Source organism: Opitutales bacterium, assembly GCA_013215165.1.
Taxonomy (GTDB): domain Bacteria; phylum Verrucomicrobiota; class Verrucomicrobiia; order Opitutales; family JABSRG01; genus JABSRG01.
On record JABSRG010000016.1, the window covers coordinates 19,886 to 44,211 of the forward strand.

Consider the following 24,326-nt stretch of genomic DNA (forward strand, 5'->3'; position numbering starts at 1 on the left):
ATTGCCTATAGCCACCCTCTTATCCGGTTTGTTTTTATAACTTTCAGCCTGGGATGCGTTTTTTTGACCACAAGGTTCTCATTATTTCTTGGTAATCGACAAAATATCCAGAACCGGCTCAACCGCCATCGTCAATCTCCCTCAACCACCAAAGTCCAGCCTTCGACGAACTGATCGCCGCCTTCCAGGCTGTTTGACCATATTCTTGAGCGATCTGAAAAATAGAGTCCCTCAGCACGTGGACTTAGCCGATAGCGGAGACGCCAATTCCCTGCTGGAAGGTTTGAAGCTCTGATAACCAAGCTATCTTCTCGAATCTCCACTTCTGGAATCTGGGCCCGATCCACCTGTTGTCCCAGGGGTAAAAACTCTACAGTCCCAATCACATTAACTGCGCTCGGCAGCCGCTCTCTGAGAAAAAGAGTATCCATGGGCTCGATCACTTCGATCGTGAGAGACACATCGACTTGGTCTTCTAATCCGATTTCAACCGAGTTGTCTTCAACGGTTTCGGCAGACTCGACAAAGCCGGTCAACAAGGTCGCTTGTCTCTCGACATAGCGGAGCTGCCGCGCCGTTTTCATTGGATTAATCCAAGGTCCGTCCCACACCGCCCAAACAGCACGGGGTTTTTGATCACCCACGACTGACAGCGAAATCGATGTCGTAGCATCGCCCAATCGACGACCACTTAAGCCTCCGATCTGAACCACCCCATGCTCCAACTGCTTCCGCTCTAATGAATCATCGATGAGGATAACTCCGTCCACAGTAATCTGAAAATCGGCGCTAGCACTCGCTTCTACGACAACAGACGAGAACAGCTTTTCGAGTGCGCCCCAAAAGAGTAAATTCTCGTTACCCAGTGTATCCGAATAGCGCAACTGAGGTGCTACGCCAGCATCGCTGAGGAACATTCTAGCGATATTTTGTTGTGACGGAGTAAGGACACTAAATTGAGGTGCGATTGCGGTTAGGCCCTTTCGAGACGCAAGTTGGTTCCAGAAATCACGGTCCTCGGTCAACCCATACCGTTTTGCCACGTCTGACAGGCATAAGATAGAAAGGCGTGATAGGCGCGCACGCATGCGCCACAGGCTCTGATAAGCTTGAACTTCCTTACGGCTCGGCGGATTCCCTGCGACCCCATCGTATCGAGACGATAATACGAATAGTATCCAGGCTCTGTCGTCGGGAAACAAAGCTACATCCTGGGCCCTATCGACCAAGTAGGCATTCAAGGCATGGTAATGCTCATCAGAACGCCCAAGTGCAGTCCAGATCAGGGCAGTCAATACACTAACCGACAGATTTGTCCGTTCATGCGCGACGAGGCTCATACCGCCCTCTACCGATAAAAACTGCTGCCAGCGATCGCCCAGGTAATCGGTCCCGCGTTGATCAATCACCTGGTCGCGTAGTAGATCCAAGACAGTGCCATCTTCACTGGGTAGTGATCGTGTTACGACGACGCGCATCAAACTCCAAATATTCGGTGCACTCAGTAGATGACTCAAGGGCCCGGGCACTCCCCCTCTATCCAATTGCCAGATTCCATTTCCTACGTCCTGCATGACCTGGAAACTACTCGATCGTGCCCGTCGCGGATGAATGCTCACCATCTGACTCGCAGCACGCCGCCCTCCTTCAATGTATACCTGAATTTGTCCCATCTTCATCGAACGAAAACTAGGGACAGCGATGTCCAGAGACACCCTGCCTGCCTCCACTTCGTCAGGAGAGATTACTTTTCGTGCTAACTCCCTACCATCCGCTTCAAAAACCACATTTAATGTCTGCCCTTCATCCAAATCCCCTACATCTATTCGAGCCGAAAACGCATCCCCCCCACGCACGAAATTTGGTGCCCCAATATCAATCTTTGCGGGTTCTTTGATGGTTATGAGGGATGGTTCATCGCGATTACTTTCAAGAAAACTCAAAGCATACTGACCGGTTGAAAGTACCGGCACCTGTCGTTGATTCCCTGAGACAAACACTCCATTTTCCGAGACGCCGAGAGGATAGCTTATCCGCTCATTTTGACGGGAATTAGGGGTCGACAACTCAGGTTCCAAAGCATCGCTAACATCGGTTCGAGCGACATAATATGGAGTCCGCCCAAAAGAAGTAGACCAGCGGCTGGACTCATCAGGACTGCTCTTCCTGCTCTCCCTCAACACATCGCGCCACATTGGGGAAATAGATAGCCATCCGGTTGCCCCATCCATACCCGTGAGAACATCGCCGGTCTCGAACTGCCCTAAATCTGCGGGACTCAAGTCAAGCTTTCCCGTTGTCTCCAAACTCTCAAATGGAAGCACCTCGCGTTTAAACTCCGTACCATCGAGATAACCTATTTCAATCGATCGCGCCTCATCCCAAACTTCTACAAATCGATCACGAGTAACACGCACCACTCCACGATCGACAGCAAAGGGTCGCATTTCGTGAGCATCATCCTCTCCCTCCAGCTTGATCCAAACCTGTTCGATATTCTCTGGAAGGAGCAGTATCCCCGCGTTTCGACCAAGAGCGGGAGCCGACGATGGTCCAATCCAGGAAATAGCCTCATTCGACCAACCGAATGACACCCATTGGTCGGGGTCGAAACAGTAGACGGAAACCATCTGCGAGACTGGATTACCAGCGTCATCAATGTCCGTCCATGTCACTTCATAGAGCCCTGGATCCTCGATTGCTACTGTATGCATTACAGGGGCTTTTCCTATAACAAAACGTTGAGAAAACACTACTTCCCTTCGATAGCGTGAATCAACGAGTCGATACGCATCATCCTCACTCGATAACCAACCAGAAAAAATACCTCCTTTACGGCGGTCTTTTCGATATTGCTCCCCAGTCAGCTGGCGCCCTTTTCCGTCCAACCAGACCTCTTCTAAACGCTTACGTTCTACGCGAAGGCGCCCGCGCGACCGAACTTCTGGACCTAGTGGGCTCTTCGCAGACACTTCTATAGAAATCGACTGACCGGCTAAAACTAATCGCTGGTCGACACGCAACTGTGGTTCGTACAGAGCGGGATTTGATACAAAGGCCAACCAACCGGCAGACACCGCACCCGACTCAGGGGATACATAAATACAATCCACCCAATACTGGGCCAATCCGACATCATTGCCTGCCTCCCCAATGACTGGGATCAATACGCGCGATTCTCCCAAAGCATCTGTCTCTCCTTCAAAAGCATTCACAAAGCGCCATCCACCCGTCATGGGTTGATCTCCCAACAAAGCCTCAGGCCCCATAGGAAACCATCCGGAGACTGCCTGTTCACGGTCGCCAAGTGGCTTGCGATAGACGCGGGCTGAAACCGGGACGGATGATAGAGTCACTCCTGATTCATCGGTTACTCTCATTAAGGCTCCTACGGTCACACCAGGTCGGAAAATCCATTGCAACGGTTTGTTATGATCTGCGCTCTCCATCGTAACCTCCGCAGATATTTGTGGCATAACCACGCGTTGAAACAACCAGTGATCTCCAATGATCTCATCACCATACACGTCGATAAACTCTATCCTGTAGTCCCCGGCTTCTAGTGCAGTTTCAAAGACTACATCAATCACACCGCTAGCAGGAATACTCTCTGTCAAGACGCCGCCTGCCACGCGTTGACCCATCTCATCTGTGATGGTGTAAGCGATCGGTAGTTGGGCAGACAGATCATTGCTCAAAGCAGCGTCGAAGAAAATTCTGATAGAACGCTCATCATCGATGAATAGCCGCTCCGCCACGACACTCACTTCCCACTCAGGCAGCGAGATCGAGCGCTCTGCAACCCTGCTCTCCGCAATTGCCCAACGGTCTTCGTGATGTACCAGAGTGAGTGCGCGCGTCACATGTCCAGGGGGAAACCTGCTTGCTATGGAATCGAGATCTTTCACGGCGCGCGTCTGTAACTGCCAGTCCGATGTATTCGTCGCATCCCAGCGACCATACATCCATTCCTCAACAACGAGATCTTCTCTAAACACCTCATTTTCTGCCGTATCGAGCACCGATAACTGCTGGCCCGAGAAATCGAACACAGACACAATAGCCAGGTCAGCAACTTGGATCAGTTGCCTCTTCGTAGATCCACCTTCCGTGACAACTTCGACGAGATAGAAACCTCGCTGGGCAGCTTGAGGTAGAACGATGTCTCTTTCCTCAAGTCGGAACGGATTGTCGTCCAAATCGCGCACGATCTCCAGCTCAAGCAGACTATCCAAGGCCTCGATCGACACGGCATCCACCCAGGTTGCCTCGCGGGGGAGCCCTCGGAAATCAAAACTGGCAGCAGTGGGTATACGGTAGAGACGTAACACCGCCGCACCTACATTTCTCCACGATAAAGCAATCTCTACCTCCCCTCCCGGCAAAAATACATGGGGCACCTTCAGCTCGACGACAGGGCGTAGTAAGGCACTCAATCTGCCAGCAATTTCTCGCTGCATCGATAGATCTAATACTTCGCTCTTCTGTAGGGCCTCATACAATACAACGGCGGCGGCCTGATCTGGATTTGCCTGTAATTCGCCGTCAGCAGAGAGCGTTGGTGTCCCCATATCCTCGAGCCAGCGCGCAAGGAAGAAATTCGCATCTGCTGACCATGTTGCCTGACCTGCAATGTTGAGTGCGGTCTCATAATTTTCCCTTACGCGGAGAATCTCAGCGATGGTTGCATCTGTATCATGATGCGCATAGAGCGCCTGGTAGAAAATGGCTAGTCCACGATAATCCTCCGATTCCGCAAGGCGTACAAACTGATCGATACGCTCCGAGCCCATCGTCTTCACCAGTAATACAGGATCTAGGACTAAACCTGGAAACGGCTCTACAAGCGCGCGAGACATGAGCGCGCAGAATCGCGCCCGCGCCCACTCGATATCTGTTGAGCTACCTAAGATCTCGAACGCACGTTCCCATGCCTGCCACGTGAGTGAATAATCAGCGTCGAGGCCCGAAAGTAAACGCCCGTCGCCTACAGCAATCCACCCATCAATCTCGAGATCGCGATCGATAAACCCCTCTGTTTGCTCGGAATTGAGAGAATCGATCAGTCTTTGCTCGGCACGGGAAATGGAATCGAGATCTGGATCGAGTGCCAGTCGCGTCAGGGCATCGAGCTCACGAATACGCGTTTCGACTTCGAAATTCACTAGATCACGGCTCCCGACCCCTACTGAAATCGGCTCCGCCTCAACGGGCGCTAAAAGAAGCGGATCCGTTGCCTCAACCGGCTGGCCCAAGCTCACAGAACCTCTGACCCACAGGGCACATACGATGGCCAGACAGAGTCGATTGATTATCTGTGAAGATGTTAAAGTCATTTCACGCTCCTAATTGGTTGTAGCAAGAGGTCAAAAGTTTCCCCATTCCGAGACCCACTACGGCACATTCCTGTTCGAAAAAAACTTCTGTCGCGTTCAAAGAGTCCACAGACTGAGCACATGGAGAAACCAGAAATAGCTCTGATTGGCGATGTGTTAGCCGTTAAGTTTGCGGAAGGCACGGAATGTTTTTTCGAGGCGCCTTTTCTGCGGGAACATTCACCGAGTGCCGAGCTACGTGGCGAGTCTGACTTATTTGGCAATGTGCATGGCGGCACCCCCGGCGCACGCTTTCCTGACGCTAAATTCGTAAATTTTCAGTGGATTGGAGGCTATGCTATCCGAATTTTTTTCGCGGATGGGCACGCATCGGGGATCTACTCGTTCGCTTACCTCTTAGAGCTGGCCGCGCGTCTCGCCTCGCACGGCCCCGAGGCTCCTGGGGAATAAGATTTATGAAACAAGCTCCATTAAGCGTCGGCTCATCACACCGTTCCCTTAATTTACAAAACTACCACTCATGATCTTGTCTGCCCTCTCTCGCTACACGCATTGGCTTCATGGCCAATGGCCCTCCGGAATACCTGAAAAGGGACCAGAGGTTGCAGAAGATGGCAGCACTCGATTAAAGGGTGTACGGGTCGTCGGTGATTTGACGGGCGTGCCCCTGTTAAAGTTTTCAGCGGATACCGGCGCTAAGGCGATCCGGTCTTTTCTCTCGGAAAACGATTTTGAGAAAAACAGCCAAAAGACGGATGTGGATGTGGCCATTATCGGGGCCGGAGTCTCAGGCATCTCGGCAGCGATCGAGGCTCACCAAGCCGGCTTGAACTATGTGGTTTTAGAGTCGCAGAGTGCTTTCTCGACCATTCGCAATTTCCCAAAAGCGAAGCCTATCTACACCTACCCCACCGAAATGGTGCCCGAGGGCCAGATGCGCTTCGAATCCAACGTCAAAGAGGCCCTCATCGAAGAGCTCGAAGAGCAACGAGTGCGTTTCGGCATCCAGACCGAACAAGCACAAGTCGATCATATTGAAGAGGGGTCAAGCGCCCTATCCGTTCATTTCAGCGACAACCGTCAGCCCCTGACAGCTCAACGCATTGTCGTCGCGATCGGACGCACGGGTAACTTCAGAAAACTCAATGTGCCCGGAGAGGAGCTCGACAAGGTAAGCAACCGCCTAATCGACGCCCAGGATTATACCGGAAAAAGGGTCATCGTCGTGGGTGGCGGCGACTCCGCACTAGAGGCTGCTATTTCCTTAGCCGAAGCAGGAGCAGACGTGTCACTGAGCTATCGTAAAGCAGATTTTCAGCGCCCGAAACCGGATAACATCGAGCGCATCCAGACTTTAGCGAGTGAACGACGCTTGAAGCTATTTATGGGATCGCAACTGGAGAGAATCGAAGAACAGCGCGTTTTTCTCAAGCAAGGCGATCAGAGCGTGTCACTGGAGAATGATAATGTCCTCGCCCTCATCGGTCGTGAACCGCCACTCGAGTTTTTCCGTCGATCCCGCATCCCCATAGCTGGAGAGCGCACGGCTAAGTTTTGGATCACAGCAGCGCTCTCTGTCCTTTTTTTCACGCTGATGTATCACTGGACCAAGGGGCTGTGGAATCCTGGATACCTGAATCCCAGTGGACTGGCCTATACCCTGACTTCTCTGGGGGGATGGCTGCACAGTCAAACGGAGAGCCCGCTGCATTTTCTCCATCACCTGAAAGTGGCCCTGAGTCAGCCTGGGTTCTATTATTCAGCAGCCTATTCTGGTCTCGTGACGGCATTTGGTATTCGGCGTATTTTAACGCGTAAAACACCCTATATCACCCTGCAGACCACGAGTCTTATATTGATACAGGTCATACCGTTATTCTTCATTCCATGGCTGCTCTTACCCTGGTCTGGAGCACATGGCTGGTGGACGAGTGGAGGGATTGGACAATGGTTGGGCGATAGCTTTTGGCCCAATGGTGAATACTGGCGCGCATTCGGCCTCGTCCTCGCATGGCCCCTTTTCGTCTATAACTGGTTCACTGCTGAACCCATCTGGGGCTGGCTCATCCTTGGGTTTATCCAAACCTTTGTTATCATCCCGTTCATTGTGTTGAAATGGGGTAAAGGTGCCTACTGTGGCTGGATCTGTAGCTGCGGCGCTTTAGCTGAAACAGTCGGCGATCGCCACCGCCATAAAATGCCTCACGGTCCGTTTTGGAATAAATTCAATATGCTCGGCCAAGCCATCTTGGCCTTTGCCCTCATCACATTGTTATTCCGAATACTCGGCTGGATCTTCCCGGGCAGCCTCTTTAACGCAGGATTCAAATGGCTATTCGAGTCCACCCCGCTGCTGAACTATAAGTATTTCGTGGATCTCTGGTTGGCCGGGGTTCTCGGAGTAGCGTTCTATTTCCATTTCTCCGGACGAATCTGGTGCCGCTTTGCTTGTCCGCTGGCAGCATTAATGCATATCTATGCAAAGTTCACTAAGTTTCGCATTTTTGCCGACAAAAAGAAATGCATCTCTTGCAATGCCTGCACCACGGTCTGCCATCAGGGGATCGATGTGATGAATTTCGCCAATAAAGGCGAAGGCATGAAGGACCCAGAGTGCGTCCGCTGTTCGGCCTGTGTCACCGTCTGTCCTACAGGAACACTCAACTTCGGCAGTTATGATTCTTCAGGTAAGCCAAAACTTGAAAGGCTTTGGGCCTCTCCCGTGCAGATGCGTGAGGCCGCAGTAGAAAAAACGCCTATAGACGCCTACATGGAAGCAGCAGCAAAGCGGGTAAAATGACCGGAGGGAACGGACCCAAACCATGCATTGAGTGTCCTCAGGGGCTGTCCATAAGTGTAGCTAAGCGAAAACGAACCTGATGAAGACCAAAAAGATACTCTGGAACCTGTTTCACGAAAATTTCGATGTCTCTCGTGGTAACAAAGCACTGTCAACAGTAGCGACGGAGTCGAGCGATACGACATTTAGAAATATATATGAGCTCTACTCCGATTTTAAAATCGATGTCGACCAGGAGCAGCAATTGCTGACCGAACACGATCTGATCATTTTCCAGCATCCCTTTTATTGGTATTCTGCTCCCTCCCTGATGAAAGAGTGGGAAGATAAAGTGCTCACCTACCGCTTTGCTTACCCCCCTTGAGATGGAACGGCTTTGCACGGTAAAAAGTGGCTTTCAGTCATCACTACTGGGGGCCCTGAATGGTCCTACAAATTAGGAGGTTATAATAACTTCACAATGTCTGAGCTACTCCGTCCACTTCAACAGACCGCCTACTTATGCGGTATGGATTGGCTCTCGCCTTTTATCGTTCATGCCGTCCTCGATGGAGACTACGGCGCAATCAAGGCAACGGATGACGTCGCCATGCAAGGAAAGGTTGAGGAGCTTAAAGCTTATATCGACTCAATAGATTTTGATAGCAGTCATAGTCTCGCTCCCGTTGCCACGCCGCATTATCTAAAGAAAATCAGCTAGGGAGTCATCCACTCTACCGTCTCAAGCAAAGTATCTTGGGCGCCACGAAATCTGACAGGCGCCGTTGCGACTTCAGCCGGTTTGCGCCAATGAACCTGACCGTATTGGACGGCCACATCCGGATGTCCGACCCAATCCATACCCGTATGCCGACGCAACCAAACAGCGAAATCAGCAGACCAATCTGGGATCTTCATCACGCGTTCATTTCGGCCTGCGATTGACCGTGTCATCCGCGCCATGGTGGCAAACTCAAGATACTCTCCACCTGCAAACCAAATTACAGGTTCATCTGCGGCTTTAACTATGGCGGCAGCGACATCATCGACATGCGCGACATGTGTTCCACCGTCAGTGATGAGCACCCACCTCTCAGCGATCCATTGCTTGAGCGTTCCGCAAGTGACTTCAGCTACATCTTCGGGGCCATAGACTTCAGCCGGATACACGACGCTTAAAGCAATATCCGATGCCTGACATGCTTCTCGCAGCCAAGCTTCTGCATCGAGCTTGCCACAGGCATAAGGCCAATCCGTCGGATTTAAGTCAATCGCCTGGCCTCTCTTCTCTCCTCCAAGCGCTGCAGCCGAAGAGACCATAACAAGTCGTTGCACCTTAGCTTGAACTGCTACGCCATGCGCCCGTTTTGCTGCTGACATAACACTCTCGTAGACTTCGGGCTGGCCTAATAGCTCCCAGGCCGAGGGTCCTGCCAGGTGCACCAGGGCATCGGCCTCGAATCCTTCCGGCACGCTCCAATCGGGTTCCAGCCAATTTCCTGGCAGCCAAGACACATCGCTGTCGTGCCCAACGCCTCCTCTTGAAACGCCAAATACTGCCTCACCGCGCTCTCTCAGCTCCGCCACCACGCTGCGTCCGATAAAACCAGTGGCACCTGTGAGCAGCCAGCGCATACCCTAGTCCAAATTATCGTGCCCACGACGCAAGGTGCTATTCCCACGCACAGACACAGCCTTGAGTAGATAGAGGACTTCTTCGGCAATATTGGTAGCATGATCGGCGATCCGTTCGATGGACTTGGATACGAATATCAATTCCATCACTGTATCGATGTCCGCATGACCATCGCGCACCAAGGCTGTAAAGCCGGCAGCATTATTTCGATTGATTCGATCAATCTCCTCATCGCGTTCACAGATAGAAAGTGCCTTTTCGACATCTTCTTCTACAAAGCAGTCTAAAGCGCCGTTGAGCATCTCGACCGTAATTTGGCCCATAGTCGGTATGTCGAGGAGCTCGGGTATTTTTCCCTTAGACAGCACGCGACGACTGCGTTTGGCGATACTCGTAGCTTCATCACCGACACGCTCTAAGTCATGGCTCGCCTTTACAGCGACTGTTAGCAAACGCAGGTCCGAAGCAACCGGCGCGCGCAGAGAGATGTAACGTATGGCCTCATGATCGATCGCATATTCGAGCTCGTCGACCTCAGCGTCTTTAGGAATCACTGCATCCGCATATTCGAGATCATTATCGACGAATGAGCGTATCGAAAGGTCTACCATCTCAATCGCTTTCTCCCCCATCAACAACAGCTTGGAACGCACGTCTTCGAGCTCCTCGTGAAAATAGCGCTTTAAGTTGTTTACTCCTGGTTTCATCAGCCAAACCGTCCAGAGACATAGGATTCCGTGCGCGGGTCCTGGGGATTCATAAAAATATCTTCCGTGCTCTGATACTCGACAAGGCCCCCGTCATAAAAGAAAGCGGTTCGGTCGGAGATGCGTGCTGCCTGCTGTAGATTATGTGTCACGATAATTATCGTGTAGCGCTGTTTCAGGCTATTAATCAATTCTTCCACACGGGTGGTCGCCACGGGATCCAGTGCCGAACAGGGCTCATCCATGAGAAGAATCTCGGGATCGGTAGCCAAGGTCCGCGCGATGCACAGCCGCTGCCGTTCTCCGACCGAAAGTGTCATCGCACTTTCATGTAAACGGCGCTTCACATCATCCCACAGCGCCGTGCGTTTGAGACTCTTCTCCACCGCGTCGTCCAAAACACGCTTATCCCTGACACCCACAATCCTCAATCCATAAGCAACGTTATCATAAATGCTTTTGGCAAAGGGGTGTGACTCCTGGAAAACGATACCTACCCTACGGCGCAATGCGATGACGTTCTGCTCCTCATGCATCACGTTGCGCCCTGCGATTTCGATATCTCCAGCAAAGTAAAACCCATGAGTGAGATCGTTCATACGATTGATACAGCGGAGCAATGTAGATTTTCCACAGCCCGAAGGACCAATGAGAGCGGTTACAGAGTTGCGTGGGAAATGAATGTTTAAATCGGAGAGAACCCGCCGCTGATTAAAACCGAAGCTAAACTGTTTGAAACGAATATAATATTCAGGATTCCAAGAAGGGGCTTCTCTCTCTTCCGAGGTGGCGATCTCCGCCCGCAAGAGAGTTGTAGGCATAGCATCTGTGCCGCCACTGGATTCAGCCTCATTTGTATCCTGTTTAGATGCCATAGTATTAAATGCCCTGCACGCGCCGCCGCGAAAGAAGCGATCCACGTATCAAGATGGCAGTTAAATTTATCAAGACAATCATTAGGACCAAAACCAGTGCTGTCATAAATACAAAAGGGACGGCCTCTACACTATTTGCCGAGTGAAATGTTTGGTCATATACGTGATAACCCAGATGCATAAATTTTCTATCTAGGTGCACAAATGGAGGCTCCGCACTCACCGGTAGATTCGCCGCGAGCTTTGTCACACCCAACAACATTAAAGGAGCTACTTCACCGGCGGCACGGGCAACAGCGAGAATGAGCCCAGTGAGTAATCCCGGGGTCGCATTGGGCAAAACGACCTTCCAAAGGGTTTGCCAACGCGAAGCGCCCAGGGCCATCGACGTTTCCCGGACGTGGTTTGGAACGGCTTGGAGAGACTCTTCGGTCGTCACGATCACCACGGGTAGAGTCATCAAAGCCAAGGTGAGCGATGCCCAGAGCACACCTCCGGTTCCCAGAGTGGGTGAGGGCAAATTTTCAGAGAAAAACAAGATATCGAGATTGCCGCCTACAAAATACACAAAAAACCCAAGCCCAAAGACACCATAGATCACCGAAGGCACCCCTGCTAAGTTATTCAGGGCAATACGCACGCCGCTGAGCAATGGACCAGGACGCGCATATTCATTAAGATACACCGCCACAATCACGCCAAGAGGGGCGACGATCACACTCATTACCAGCGTGAGGAAAAACGTACCGAAGAGTGCCGGAAACACACCGCCGACGACCGAGCCCCCGATGGGATCGTCAAGAAGAAAACCTACCACCCGCTTGGCGTATAGCCAGAGCTTCTCAATGCCGCCAATGCCATTTACAGGAACGGCATAAAGCACAGCTTCAACATCGATCACGAAGGCCTCACCACTCGCCAAACGCCCAATCAATTGGGTCTGGGATAAGTCATTCCGGATATCCAAGATCCGATCCAAACCCGCCTGGAGGGCTAAAGCATTATTCTCACTCAATGGAAGCTCCCGCAGTTGTATGCGACGAATCTGTGCTCTCAACTCACGCGCGATATCAAGTTCAGCATCCACCTTGTCTCGAAATTCGAAGTCCGTCGATTGGGCCCATGCCTCCCCATCGCGCCAGATAGCATCCAGATAAATTGCTAAGCGCCGTCCTTGTGCATCTTCGATATACCAGGCCTCATCCGCCGGTTCGATAGCCTCGATACTATCCCCTTCTATCGTCTCGGCTACAAGCCGTCCCTGGGCATCAGATAAAAGAATAACCGGGGTCTCTATGCCCGGGCTCTCATTCAACGAGTAGGGAAAATCGAACCCCAATGACACCCGCCCGTCATCCAGGGTGTAGCGATTGAGGTCAAATAACCACAAGGCCGGTAATGCCCAAAAAACGAGCGCCATGAAAATGAAGCAACCGACACCTAGAATACCGACAAAGGCTCCTGCGAAGGGAAGGGTCTCCAGCCGATGTGATGTGAAATTTTCTCGGATCGGCGGGTTATTTTCCACGAACAGCTCCCTTCCAGATTTCACGCCTCAAATAGTTTTCACGGAGCAGCGCGGCGGCCGTATTCATGATAAAGGTAACACAGAGCAAGCCGAGGGCCGCCACGAATAACACGCGATATAGCGTAGACTGCTGCGAAGACTCGGACAACTCGATCACCAAGGTAGCCGAAACAGTCCTAAATCCCTCGAAAAGGCTCATTCCCGTAGTCGGCATATTGCCACTAGCCATCACAAAAATCATCGTTTCACCGATGCACCGACCGGCACTGATCAAGAGAGCCGCGAGCAAGCCTGGAGCTGCCGCTGGCAATACGATATTCACGGCAGTCTGAATACGACTGGCTCCGAGACTCAACGATGCGCGCACTTGCTCAGCCGGCACATGCCGCAACGCATCGTCCATGAGCGAAAACATAAAAGGAATCGTCGTGATACCCAGAACAATCGCCACCGATAGGGAATTTCGTTGCTCATAGGGAATGCCCAATACCAATTCGAGCCAATCGACTAAACTAGCCCCCTCGGGCAGAGCGAAAAACCCCAAAAAGGCATGCTCGATAATCGGCGCAGTCAACAGAGTTGCCAGGACGATTAAGGCCGCTATACCCACCATCCAAAGCAGTTCACCACGCCGACCCGGATTAGAAGGTAACCAACGCATCAACCTGGGCCGTAAAAGCATCACACATAGCAGGGTCGTGACTACATAAACGATGAACAAGATTACCTCAGCGAGGTATCCCTCGACTTTCGGACTAATCCAAAAAGCACAAATCACCCCCAAAACAACGGAGGGAACAGCACCGATGAGCTCGATGAGCGGCTTGATCCGTCTTACAAATTCACTTCTCGCGATCTGTGAGGTATATATCGCTGCAAACAGCGCAATGGGTGACGCGAGAACTAAAGCGAGAAATGCTCCCTTTAACGTGCCGACGAAAATAGGGACGAGTGAATAATGTCCCTGAATCTCCCGCAGGCCACTCGATGGCTGCCACTGATCCGCCGCCGTGCCATCACCTCGCGGCTGCGAAACCAAAGCCCCAAAAGAAAAGTCCAAAAAAGCTCGCTCAAAGGGCGTAAATGCCAAACCCGATGCGTGCAGGGTCCACACACCGCCGTCCTTACCAGTTAGCTCCGCCGAAATAATCGGCTCAGGGGCATGAAATGAAGCAAGACGCTGGTCCAATGATAGATTCACAACATGACACACTTCCCCGGAGAAGAGGAGGCTGGACGCACTAAACTGGCTACTCCTCCAGCGCCACTCCCCATATTCCGAGGACTCGTCGAAATGAACTGCATGCCAAGCCCAATCGCGCGCGCTATCCTCAGCCAAAAGAAGGCCCCCTACCCGGCCCGCGACACTGCTTCCCAACACCAAAATACGCGAGCCTGCGTCGAAACCGAAACCAGATGACCTATCGCCTACACCAGAAAAATCGGCAGTGTCCAGCCTGCGCGCTTCATCTTGATCTATGAGCCAGAGGTGGTGTGTTTGGTCGCTGAACTGTAAGGCCAAGCCCCGTAAATCTGAGGATAAGTCAATGCGCTCCACTGGCTGATCGAGATCCGCGATCTCCGTAACCGAGCGGGATGCTGCAGAGTTTGATGATGAATCAAGCACATGAATGATCGCGGCGGATTCCGTAGCATTGTCGGCCTCAACCAATACCACACGCTTTCTTTCGCCAAAAACCGCAGCGTCGATGGCCAATACCCTTCCATCGCCCTCGTGGATAATGGACTCCTCTACAACATCGGTCTCATCAGTCCTGAAAATCAATAATTCCCAGACTTCTCCGCTCGATGTTCCAATCCATAACAAATCGCTGGATGACCAATAGGCCGAGGCAGTGATCTCTCCACCACCGCTCTTCCATAAGGGTGCGACCACACCATCGCTGCGCACGCTCCACACGTCCCGTTCAGTGATTATCAAGGCTTCATCCGGATTTTGATCTACATGAAGAGCTCGAACATCTGTCGGATCCCAGCGCTCGGTCAGCAGCACTGTCGTTCCGAGCGCAATAGGCTGAACGAGGGGCAATACCTGGAGGATCAGAAAGCCAAAAAGAAAAACAAAAAGGCCCAGACAGCCGATACCACCGATGATGATTATTCTGCGCATCCAGTTATCAACACGGGTTATCGATCTGATCTCCCTTTCAGTAATCATGGCGCGTCAAATACTTCCGGAAGTTTCGATGAAAGTTCATCCAACAGCCCATCTCCTGAAATGGGGAAAAAACCGGCTTCCAAGAGCATCCCCTGGCCTTGTGCAGATAGAACGAAACGAACAAATTCGCTCACGGCTTCACTCTGGCTCCCCGACTTCGCAGCCGGGATGTAGAAAAACAATTCACGAGCTAAAGGATATTCACCAGACACACAGCTTTCGAATGTGGGGTAGAAATAGCGCACCGCGTCTCTGGAAATCGGGAGCACTTTCACATCACTCGTTTTGTATCCGATACCCGAATAACCCACAGCATAGCGATCCGCACCAATCGCCCGCACCAACGCGCTGGATCCCGGAAATTCCTCGACACGGCGATTAAAATCATCGGCCAACAATACCCTGTTTTTGAAAAATGCATACGTACCCGAGGCCGCATTGCGTCCGTAGCGCGACAAGGAAAATTTCCCAAAGTCCCCTTCGAGACCCAGATCGGACCAAGTCCGGTAGCTCATATCTGCGCTGCGTTCTTCAATAAATAATTCCCGAAGCTGCCGCAGTGTGATTTGCTCCAGCGGATTGTTACGATTCACATATACTACCACGGCATCGAGTGCGATGGTGATCTCGAGTGGAATGCTACCGTGGCGCTGTCGGTGCTCGGCCAGCTCGCGTGACGACATCCGCCGACTCATGACACCGATATCAATCGTTCGCTCCAAGAGAGCAGGAGGCACCGTAGATGAGCCTCTGCCCTCAACGCCGATGTTGACCCCAGGATGGAAACGCTGAAAAACATTGGCCCACGCACTGATCACATTCGTCAACGTGTCTGATCCGGCGATCGCCACATTACCCACCACGGTGGCACCTTGCCCATAGTCGCCCCATCCTATTTCCTCGGATAGGTCGTCGCTAGCACTCAATCCTCCAAACAAGATGATGAGTAAAACAAACTGACGCCACACAGCCATCATTCGACCTTCTCGCTCAAAGAGATCAGGGCATCCAAGTCTTTGAACGCCGAACGCCAGTAAGCCGTGGATGCCTCCGAATCGATCACCTCATCAAAGAGTGCGCGCTTTTCTTGTTTCAACTGCTCAATCTTCGCCTCAACCGTGCCCTCGGTGATCATACGGTAGACGAAAACGGGCTTATCCTGACCGATGCGGTGCACGCGGTCCACCGCCTGAGCCTCCACGGCAGGATTCCACCATGGATCCAATAGGTAAACCGTGTCGGCGGCGTGGAGCGTAATGCCAGTGCCGCCCGCCTTCAGGCTTACCAAAATCACCGCTGCGCCCTCATACTCTTGAAAACCCTTCACCGGCTTCGCTCGATCAGCGGTCTGTCCCGTAAGCGAAAAAATCTTTAGTTGCGGCACCTCTTGCTTGAGCGCCCCCTGGACGTTGTTGAGCAACGAGACGAATTGTGAAAACACAACCACCTTGCCTCCGAGAGCGGCACTCTCCTCCAATCTGCGAACTAGGGCATCAATCTTGCCACTATTCTCCAGATTGAAGTTCTGGTCTGGCAATAAGCCAGGATCACAGCAGACCTGACGCAGACGGGTCAACACACTGAAAAAGTGTAGGGCTTTGCTATTTACTCCATCCCACTCGTTGCCAATCGCTTCCTCAGCCGCGCGAACGATAAGTTGATAGTGGCGGCGCTGCACCTCGGTAAGGGGACAGACCAACGAGGTTTCAAGCTTGGGCGGCAAGTCCGGGGCCACGCGGTCCCGCGTTCTACGTAAAATGAACGGTTGAAGCTGGCGGCGCAAACGATCGAGGTATTCGAAGCGCTCTTCCCCTTCGAGTCGCTTATAGAAATCTCTACGCGTCCCCAGGATACCGGGCATTAAAAAGCGAAAAAGTGCCCAAATATCTTCGGTTCGATTTTCAATGGGAGTCCCCGTCATCGCGACCCGGTGACGTGCGTTGAGCTGATAGCAAGCCTGGCTGACTTTGGCGTCTGGGTTTTTGATGTATTGGGCTTCGTCGAGCACCGCATAGCGGAACTCAGCTTTCGCCAGATTAATACGCTGACGCCGAAGCTGAGAATAGCTTGAAAGCCAGATATCAGGCTGTGAGCGAGCGCTTTCAGTAAATCCTGCTTTACCCAGCACTGCCGTCTTCAACTCGGGATACCAGCGCCGAATCTCGTATTGCCACACCGGAACCACACTCGCGGGACAAACGATGATATCGGGCAAATCATCGTCTCGTTCTGCTTTCCGGAGTAACGACAAAACCTGCACAGTTTTCCCCAAGCCCATGTCATCGGCGAGCAATGGATGGCAATCATGTTGAGTCAGAGTGTGCAGCCAGGTAACGCCACTCTTTTGATACTGGCGAAGAAACTTGGGTAACACGAGCTCATCGCCATCGGCATGACGAATTTGCTCCATCCAATCATGAAGCTCGGAATCCATTTTTAAGCTCACAGGCTTGATCCCAAAAATGGAGAACAACATGTATTTCGGAATATCCTGGCCACCCCCATTCTTCGCCCCGGGTGCGCCCCAGAGCTGGAGGGATTCTAATTGTCCGTCGGAAACATCAACGGCTCCGACTCCCGGTAGGATATGCACGCCTGCCCGTTTGTGCGATAGCTGTTTAATCGATTTTCGGTCCAGCTTCGCCTGCCCCACACGTATATTCCAATCGATCTTTAAACCGCTCCTGCGCTCACTCTCTCGGGCACTACCCCCGATTTCTAGATACTGTGTCCCCTTCTGAAGCGCTATGGCCGACTCATGAAACTTGAGTTCAAAATGGTGCTCCCAACGGCCTTTATCCTCTGTTGCAAAGAGAATCATCCGCCCAGCTTCCGTCAGGCTGAATGCCTTGCGCTTTTTTGAGAAATGGAAGCCAGCTTTAAGGGCCAAAGAGGTTAGCCGAATCATTTGCTCCCGCTCCTGATCGTTTCTAGGGCTCACACGCTCGTCTGTGTCTCCAGAAAACACGGATATCCCCGCATGCTCACTTCCTGCCCAATATGGAAGCAGCCAAAGTTCTTTATCCTTTAGGCTGACCTCGATACGGATTTTTCGAAATTCCTCAGGTGGTTCCTGATTACGCTCCCCGCCTTCTTCATCTGCCTCATCTTCGGAATCTTCGGGTTGAGGTTGCTGCTTCTCAGGAGGGAGATCCGGTATCTCGTCTACGACCAGCTCTTCTATTTCATACATAGCTGCTGCATACAGCTTTCGTGAAAAAGCAATGTCATCGGTGGATGAGCGGAAGGTCAGCTCATTTTTGTCGAGAGCCACGACGACATAATATTCCTCGCGCCGCTCCATCCTAAAATGGACGATCGCATCGTCACCACACAGCTCCACATCGCCGACCACACCTTGACGATAAACAGAGCGCCCGCCTTCTAACTCCTCGGGTTTGAATAGAGGCTCCCAGTCCTCTGGCAACCGATCAAACCATGCCTCCAACGCTTGTGGGTTGTATATCCGTCTACCCCTCATCTATCTCGCCGTATTTCTTGTCCTGCAAATTCTTTCCTAACCCATGGATCTTCGGGTCTGTACCGACCAGCGGTAGACATCCGCATAGTCTTGAGCAGACTGCCTCCAGGAAGAATCACGCGCCATGGCCCGCAAGCGCATCGCTTCTATCGCTTCAGGCCGACGGTGATACACATCATGAGCCCACTCAATGGTGTGATAGAGAGCATGGTCACTGCTTTCATCAAAGCGAAACCCCGTGCCAGTTCCTGCTTCCGGCACATAGGGATCTACGGTATCGGATAGGCCACCTGTGTTGCGCACCACGGGAAGCGTGCCATAACGCATGGCATACATCTGAGTAAGCCCGCAGGGCTCGAAACGACTGGGCATAATAAGGAAATCTGAGCCGGCAATCAATTGATGGGCCAAAGGATTGGAAAACCCGATATACACCCCGACGCGTCCCGGATAGCGACAAGCTGCATCGGAAAATAAGTGTTCGAGGTGCGCATCTCCCGTCCCGAGAACGGCTAATTGCATATCAGTATGCTCCATCAGGCCGTCGATGATGGAAGCCAAAATATCGAGTCCCTTCTGCTCAAATAAGCGAGCCACCACTCCAAAAACTGGTTTGTCGGAATTCACATCGAGATGAAGCGTCTCCTGCAAAGCAGCCTTACACTGAGCCTTCCCTCCGATATCTGCCGAAGAGAAATTCGACGTAATGTGCGGATCAACCACTGGATTCCACACGTCGGTATCGATTCCGTTGAGTATGCCGATCAGGTCAGCCGCACGATATTTTAGAACAAAATGAAGGCCACAGCCACCCACTGGGCCTTGGATCTCGCGCGCATAAGTTGGACTCACCGTCGTGAGCTTGGTGGCATGGTATAACCCCCCTTTCATCATGTTGACAAAACCCATGCTCTCGAGACCATCCGGGCGAAAATAGTCCGCGGGAATACGCGCATGATGGATCGTTTCTCGGCGAAAAATACCCTGAAATTTGAGATTATGGATAGTCATCACCGTGGCGACATCCTCCATTTTAGTACCGCGTTCTGAGGTATTGAGCATGACTGGAAGCAGCCCAGTCGTCCAATCATGGCAGTGGATCACATCCGGTTTCCAATCGAGAAAATAACAGAGATCGATCGCCGCTCTGCTCAAAAAAGTAAAGCGCCGGTCATTGTCTTTATGATCGCCCCAAGGGCCCGCATACACCTCCTCACGCCCGAAATACTGCTCGTGTTCGATGAAGTAGAAAGTGGCTGCAACGCCGGGCAGTGTCACTTGCCAAACTTTACCATATTCCGCCCCATATCCCAGATTGACGATCAATACCCCTGGAAGCTCTGTCCAATCCCCCAAGCGCTTCACGCCTCCATAGAGCGGACAGACAATTCTCACATCATGGCCTAATGCTCCCAACTCTTTAGGCAAGGCACCCACGACATCAGCCAATCCGCCAATTTTTATAAACGGATCCACCTCCGGGGTGGCCATGAGAATCTTGAGCGTATCGGTTTCAGATCCAGCAGACATTTGGCAAACAGACTCGACTATCCAATTCTGGAGTCAAGAGCACTCGGAGCTCAGATTAGAAGCGTAGAGTGATGGCGACAGCCATTGCTTGACTTGAGCTTTGATCCACCTCTTGGCAATCGCTCTCGCGATCACCCTACTAGACATCAGTATGCCCCGCACTTCTGTTCACACCAATCACCGATACTTTGTAGAGTGATCGCGAGAGCGATTGCCAAGGGGCAGGCAGATACTCAGTTCAAACAACGGACATCACTGTCATAGCTCTCCCAGCAAATCTGCAGCAATTCCGAAGCGTAGGTTGTAAAACGAGTGAATAAATTCGGTCGTCCCGACATAATCGGCAACTGCGACGATCGTAGCCAATGCGGCTGGATAAATATCCGCGCGAGATGCTGGAAGACCCGGAATCGTTAAGCGATCGTTCAATGAGACCTGCGAGATTTGAAACAAAAGGTCACGTAGATCCGACACGAGTAAAGATGGAAGACTCGCTTCCGCAGATCGTCCATCGCGGGCTCCCAAAATCAAACGTGAGACCGAAAACCCACCACCAGTGCCAACAACCAAACCAGGATGGCTCCGCCGAACACCTGCCGCCTTTAGCACATCAAAACAATGGTCCCAGATATATTCTAGCGCGCTTTGATGAACCGGTTCGTTTATAGCAGGAATGAAACGCTCAGTTAAACGCACGGCACCCAATTGCATGGACACCGCGCACTGCACCTGCCCCACCCCAAATTCAATATACTCCAAACTTCCTCCACCCAAATCAAAGATACAGAAGTCGGGCTGGTTGCGGACTGCCGGATCGCAGGCCAAACCCCGTGCAATACCCAAGGCCTCTTGCTCTCCACTCAAAATAGTGAGCGGGATACCCGTGACTGTTTCGACCCCTTCAGCAAATACACACCCATTACCTGCATCCCGCACAGCACTCGTCGCCACGATCTTCACCACAGACGGGTGATAGGCTTTCATCGCTAGACAAAGCTGCTCGACAGCAGCGACACCGGCCTCCATCGCATCTTCGGACAAAACCGGGCTCCGGCTATCGATACCTGCACTGATGCGGGTTTCAGCGGTCCGCTCAAAAAGAGTCTTAGGAAGCCCATCTATGCCGCAGCCAGCAACGAGGCATTTAATCGAATTGCTCCCGATATCAATCACTCCAACCGATGGATCGCTGCTCATCTGAAGATATTGGTTTAAAATGGGATCACAAGTCGAACCCTTGCCGTGCAACGAGAACTACGAACTCGCCCTTCAAGGACCCCCGATTCACTTGATCACGCACAGTACTGGCCGGACCGGTATGCACAGTTTCAAATTTTTTGGTGAGCTCGCGGGCGACGCAGATAAGTCTCTCAGAGCCTAAAACCGCGACCAGATCGTCGAGCAATTTTGATATACGGTGCACGGACTCATAGAGAATAAGAGTCCAAGTATCATCAGCATGCTCGGTAAAAAATCGCTGCCGCGCAGCCTTCTTCGGCGGAAGGAATCCCACGAATAAAAAGGAATCAGTCGGTAGACCCGATACTGACAGTGCAGTAACAGCAGCTGATGGCCCCGGAACCGGCACAACGGGTATGCCCAGTTTGCGGCATTCGCGAATCAGACGAAAACCTGGATCGCTCACTGTAGGCGTTCCAGCATCTGCAACCAATCCAAGGGATTGCTCATCCTGAAGCGCCTCGATCCAACGGGGTGTGTCGCGCTGCTCAGTCTCATCTCGATAGCTGACCAGAGAACGGCCTTCCAGGCCACTTGCACTAAGCAAGCGTCCGGTGACGCGTGTATCTTCACACAAGAGTATGTCCACTGACTTAAGGCATTCCAACGCACGCGGCGACAGGTCTCCCAAATTACCCAGTGGTGTGCTGACGACATAGAGGCTGCCTCCGTGCACGGAAGAAATTTCAGATGCATCCATCCAGCCTACTGCCCCATTTCAATCAACAATCGCTGACGCTCCTGACTCGGCACAGGAACAAAGTCTTGTTGTTCCAAGTTTTGTGCGAACCCATCGCTCAACATATAGCGGATCAGCCAGACCAAATCGCCTCTACGGTGCTCAGCCGTCACAAGGTAAAAGGGTAAAACGAGTGGATAGTCCCCAAAAAACACCGCAGATTCTGTCGGCAAATACCCTGGAGTCTCCACCGTGCGTGCGACTGCTATCTGCCGAATGCCCGACTGCTCCGGGATGCGTTCCCCGATGCCTAACGCGTTGGAGTTTCTGCGAAGCAACGCCTCGAGTGCATCACTTTCATACAGCCGTTCTATACTAGAACTAAATTCCTGGTTGTTCATCCCTACCGCCCGAAATAGGGTATCAGAAAGAATCCCGACACCCGACAAAAGCGCAGGTTGAATAGTCCGCGATGCCCATTCCTGAGTGAGGCTAAGGTCTCCCCAATTTTGGATATTCTCACTCCCAGACTCACCAAAAACATCAGCCAACCGCCCAAGGGTAATTTCACTGATTCGGTTACTCTCGTTAACAAATACCCGCGACACCTTATAAGCGATCGGTATTGCGATGAGAGGTTCAGCCGGCAGGACCTCGCCATGCGGTATCGCAACGACTCCAGCCTGAGCTTCTTCTAAGCGTATCTGAGATACCGCAGGCAAGCTTCCGTTCATATCAAAACTCAGCACGACACCTTCAGGACCTGGAACAGCGCTATCCCTCAAGACCTGCTCCAACCATGGAGTCATGAAATCGGATCCGACAATTCTGACGGTCTGCTCATCGGCTGCAAGGGACAGACAACAAAATATAAAAAGGGAAAAAACGCGGGACATAAATCTTAGGGGCATAAAACAGCGTGGAAGGTAGATAGTTCAATCGCTTTTCGGGTCAAGTTCAGGCCACTGGAGCAACTTGCGGTGCAGGGTGCGTCGACTGATACCCATGAGTTCTGCCGCTTGTGTCCGATTTCCACGCGCTTGCATGAGTGCATTCCGCAGCAGCCGCTTCTCGTTTTCAGACTTAGAAAGCGATGGCCCGTCGTGCGAATCGCCAACACCTTGCGACACACTCAGACCGCCGGACTGAACTAATGATTGCTGCGGTGAATCGACGACGAGTCCCGAACCGAGGTATTTCGCATCGAGATCGTATTCCTGAATGGTCTTCCCGGACTTCAGCACCACCAGGTTTTCGCAGAAATTGCGCAATTCTCGAATGTTTCCAGGCCATCGATAGGCAGCTAAGACGCGCACAGCGCCTTCAGTAAGCTTGACCGGATTCAACCGATTTTCCTGTGCATAAAATCCAATGAAGTGTTCGAGCAGCGGAAAGATATCCTCCTCCCGTTCGCGCAGAGGCGGCAGCGTGATCTCGACTACATTGAGGCGATAATAGAGATCCTCACGGAAATCGCCTGTGCGTACCATATCGGCGAGATTCTTGTTTGTCGCAAAAACTAAGCGGACATCGACAGCAATCGGTTTTTGGCTACCGAGACGTTCGAAACTGCGGGATTCAAGGAAACGCAGGAGTTTGACCTGGGTTGACGCATCGATCTCGCCAATCTCGTCCAAAAAGAGCGTGCCGCCATCCGCCGCCTCAAAGCGGCCGATACGTCGTTCCATAGCGCCGGTGAATGCACCTTTTTCATGACCAAAAAGCTCACTTTCTAAAAGATTCGCTGCGAGCGCTGCGCAATTGACAGCTAGGAATGGCCCACGGTTGCGTTCGCTATTTTGGTGGATGGCCTGGGCAAACAGTTCCTTACCGGTTCCGGTCTCACCGGTGAGCAGAACAGTCGCTTTGGTGGGTGCGACTTGTTTTACAGTCTCTATCACCTGATTCAGGGCAGGGCTGTCTCCGACGATCGATGTGAATTGGTATTTCTTGTCCAACCGCTCGTGTAGCTGGACGTTTTCTTCTTTGAGATTGCGCGATTCCAGAGCCCGTTGAATCAATATCTCCAGCTTTTCCAGATTTACCGGCTTGGGTAAAAAATCAAAAGCCCCCCGCTTCATAGCCTTCACCGCAGTGTCTACACTGCCATAGGCAGTCATCATAATGCAGACGGGTGGGTTCGGCATTTTCAGACACTTGTCGATCACCGTCAGACCACTCTTTCCCGCCATACGCAAATCAGTCAGCACAACATCGAAAGGCTGACTTTCCATAAGGTTAAACGCTTCCTGCGCATTTGCAGCAAGATAGACATCATACCTATCCTCGAAATTGAGGCCCAAGCCCTCACGGGTGTGCTTTTCATCATCTACTATGAGCAAGCTGGCTATCATACA

General features: G+C 52.0%; 17 protein-coding genes. 4 read left to right on the top strand and 13 right to left on the bottom strand.

Translation table 11 applies throughout. From position 1 onward, the window contains the following. Positions 1-131: 131 nt before the first annotated feature. Positions 132-5,336 carry a hypothetical protein gene (locus HRU10_05000; GenBank protein ID NRA26590.1) on the bottom strand — a complete coding sequence of 1,735 codons (5,205 nt, stop codon included), beginning with the start codon at positions 5,334-5,336 and terminating at the stop codon, positions 132-134. A 120-nt stretch (positions 5,337-5,456) separates the two neighbouring features. Between HRU10_05000 and HRU10_05005 the strand changes: the two genes are divergently transcribed. The 4 genes from HRU10_05005 (at position 5,457) to HRU10_05020 (ending at position 8,836) form a co-directional block, all read left to right on the top strand. Beyond that, positions 5,457-5,786: a DUF971 domain-containing protein gene (locus HRU10_05005; GenBank protein NRA26591.1), complete on the top strand. Its 330-nt coding sequence runs from the start codon at positions 5,457-5,459 to the stop codon at positions 5,784-5,786. A 76-nt stretch (positions 5,787-5,862) separates the two neighbouring features. Then, the gene (locus HRU10_05010) at positions 5,863-8,136 is read left to right on the top strand and encodes an NAD(P)-binding domain-containing protein (protein NRA26592.1); all 2,274 of its coding nucleotides are present in this window, start codon (positions 5,863-5,865) and stop codon (positions 8,134-8,136) included. Positions 8,137-8,215: 79 nt separating this feature from the next. Continuing rightward, positions 8,216-8,500, top strand: a complete 285-nt coding sequence (locus HRU10_05015) for an NAD(P)H-dependent oxidoreductase (GenBank protein NRA26593.1) — start codon at positions 8,216-8,218, stop codon at positions 8,498-8,500. A 12-nt stretch (positions 8,501-8,512) separates the two neighbouring features. Next, positions 8,513-8,836 (top strand): NAD(P)H-dependent oxidoreductase, encoded by a 324-nt coding sequence (locus tag HRU10_05020; GenBank protein ID NRA26594.1) that lies wholly within the window; start codon positions 8,513-8,515, stop codon positions 8,834-8,836. Here HRU10_05020 and HRU10_05025 read toward each other — a convergent pair. From HRU10_05025 to HRU10_05080, 12 genes are all read right to left on the bottom strand, one after another. Continuing rightward, positions 8,833-9,750, bottom strand: coding sequence for an NAD-dependent epimerase/dehydratase family protein (locus HRU10_05025; protein ID NRA26595.1), 918 nt, complete (start codon positions 9,748-9,750; stop codon positions 8,833-8,835). The two genes, HRU10_05020 and HRU10_05025, sit on opposite strands and share 4 nt — an antisense overlap. Before the next feature lie 3 nt (positions 9,751-9,753). Next, positions 9,754-10,458, bottom strand: a complete 705-nt coding sequence (phoU, locus tag HRU10_05030; protein ID NRA26596.1) for a phosphate signaling complex protein PhoU — start codon at positions 10,456-10,458, stop codon at positions 9,754-9,756. Beyond that, positions 10,458-11,279: a phosphate ABC transporter ATP-binding protein gene (gene pstB, locus HRU10_05035; protein ID NRA26597.1), complete on the bottom strand. Its 822-nt coding sequence runs from the start codon at positions 11,277-11,279 to the stop codon at positions 10,458-10,460. Before pstB ends, phoU begins: the two co-directional genes overlap by 1 nt. A 58-nt stretch (positions 11,280-11,337) precedes the next feature. Further along, complete coding sequence (gene pstA / locus HRU10_05040; GenBank protein ID NRA26598.1) at positions 11,338-12,753, bottom strand: phosphate ABC transporter permease PstA; 1,416 nt, start codon at positions 12,751-12,753, stop codon at positions 11,338-11,340. A 97-nt stretch (positions 12,754-12,850) separates the two neighbouring features. After that, entirely contained in the window at positions 12,851-15,040 is a 2,190-nt protein-coding gene (locus tag HRU10_05045) for an ABC transporter permease subunit (protein NRA26599.1), read from the bottom strand. Further along, positions 15,037-16,017 carry a phosphate ABC transporter substrate-binding protein gene (locus tag HRU10_05050; protein NRA26600.1) on the bottom strand — a complete coding sequence of 327 codons (981 nt, stop codon included), beginning with the start codon at positions 16,015-16,017 and terminating at the stop codon, positions 15,037-15,039. Before HRU10_05050 ends, HRU10_05045 begins: the two co-directional genes overlap by 4 nt. Next, the gene (locus HRU10_05055) at positions 16,014-18,521 is read right to left on the bottom strand and encodes a DEAD/DEAH box helicase (protein ID NRA26601.1); all 2,508 of its coding nucleotides are present in this window, start codon (positions 18,519-18,521) and stop codon (positions 16,014-16,016) included. Before HRU10_05055 ends, HRU10_05050 begins: the two co-directional genes overlap by 4 nt. 36 nt (positions 18,522-18,557) lie before the next feature. Next, positions 18,558-20,051 carry a glycogen synthase GlgA gene (gene glgA, locus HRU10_05060; GenBank protein ID NRA26602.1) on the bottom strand — a complete coding sequence of 498 codons (1,494 nt, stop codon included), beginning with the start codon at positions 20,049-20,051 and terminating at the stop codon, positions 18,558-18,560. Between the two features lie 258 nt (positions 20,052-20,309). Then, the gene (locus tag HRU10_05065; protein NRA26603.1) at positions 20,310-21,248 is read right to left on the bottom strand and encodes a phosphatase; all 939 of its coding nucleotides are present in this window, start codon (positions 21,246-21,248) and stop codon (positions 20,310-20,312) included. Between the two features lie 25 nt (positions 21,249-21,273). Further along, on the bottom strand, positions 21,274-21,990 hold the full coding sequence (rsmI, locus tag HRU10_05070; protein ID NRA26604.1) for a 16S rRNA (cytidine(1402)-2'-O)-methyltransferase: 717 nt from the start codon (positions 21,988-21,990) through the stop codon (positions 21,274-21,276). Between the two features lie 5 nt (positions 21,991-21,995). Then, positions 21,996-22,778, bottom strand: a complete 783-nt coding sequence (locus tag HRU10_05075) for a hypothetical protein (GenBank protein ID NRA26605.1) — start codon at positions 22,776-22,778, stop codon at positions 21,996-21,998. 126 nt (positions 22,779-22,904) lie between these two features. Beyond that, a complete protein-coding gene (locus tag HRU10_05080) occupies positions 22,905-24,323 on the bottom strand; it encodes a sigma-54-dependent Fis family transcriptional regulator (GenBank protein NRA26606.1) in 1,419 nt (472 codons plus the stop codon). Between the last annotated feature and the right edge of the window lie 3 nt (positions 24,324-24,326).

Coding starts and splice junctions, on each gene's coding strand:
- HRU10_05075 (NRA26605.1), bottom strand. CDS start 22,778: ATGACTCCATGGTTGGAGCAGGTCTTGAGGGATAGCGCTGTTCCAGGT.
- HRU10_05045 (NRA26599.1), bottom strand. CDS start 15,040: ATGATTACTGAAAGGGAGATCAGATCGATAACCCGTGTTGATAACTGG.
- glgA (NRA26602.1), bottom strand. CDS start 20,051: ATGTCTGCTGGATCTGAAACCGATACGCTCAAGATTCTCATGGCCACC.
- HRU10_05025 (NRA26595.1), bottom strand. CDS start 9,750: ATGCGCTGGCTGCTCACAGGTGCCACTGGTTTTATCGGACGCAGCGTG.
- HRU10_05005 (NRA26591.1), top strand. CDS start 5,457: ATGGAGAAACCAGAAATAGCTCTGATTGGCGATGTGTTAGCCGTTAAG.
- HRU10_05015 (NRA26593.1), top strand. CDS start 8,216: ATGAAGACCAAAAAGATACTCTGGAACCTGTTTCACGAAAATTTCGAT.
- phoU (NRA26596.1), bottom strand. CDS start 10,458: ATGAAACCAGGAGTAAACAACTTAAAGCGCTATTTTCACGAGGAGCTC.
- pstA (NRA26598.1), bottom strand. CDS start 12,753: ATGGCGCTCGTTTTTTGGGCATTACCGGCCTTGTGGTTATTTGACCTC.
- pstB (NRA26597.1), bottom strand. CDS start 11,279: ATGCCTACAACTCTCTTGCGGGCGGAGATCGCCACCTCGGAAGAGAGA.
- HRU10_05000 (NRA26590.1), bottom strand. CDS start 5,336: ATGACTTTAACATCTTCACAGATAATCAATCGACTCTGTCTGGCCATC.
- rsmI (NRA26604.1), bottom strand. CDS start 21,990: ATGGATGCATCTGAAATTTCTTCCGTGCACGGAGGCAGCCTCTATGTC.
- HRU10_05050 (NRA26600.1), bottom strand. CDS start 16,017: ATGATGGCTGTGTGGCGTCAGTTTGTTTTACTCATCATCTTGTTTGGA.
- HRU10_05055 (NRA26601.1), bottom strand. CDS start 18,521: ATGAGGGGTAGACGGATATACAACCCACAAGCGTTGGAGGCATGGTTT.
- HRU10_05080 (NRA26606.1), bottom strand. CDS start 24,323: ATGATAGCCAGCTTGCTCATAGTAGATGATGAAAAGCACACCCGTGAG.
- HRU10_05065 (NRA26603.1), bottom strand. CDS start 21,248: ATGAGCAGCGATCCATCGGTTGGAGTGATTGATATCGGGAGCAATTCG.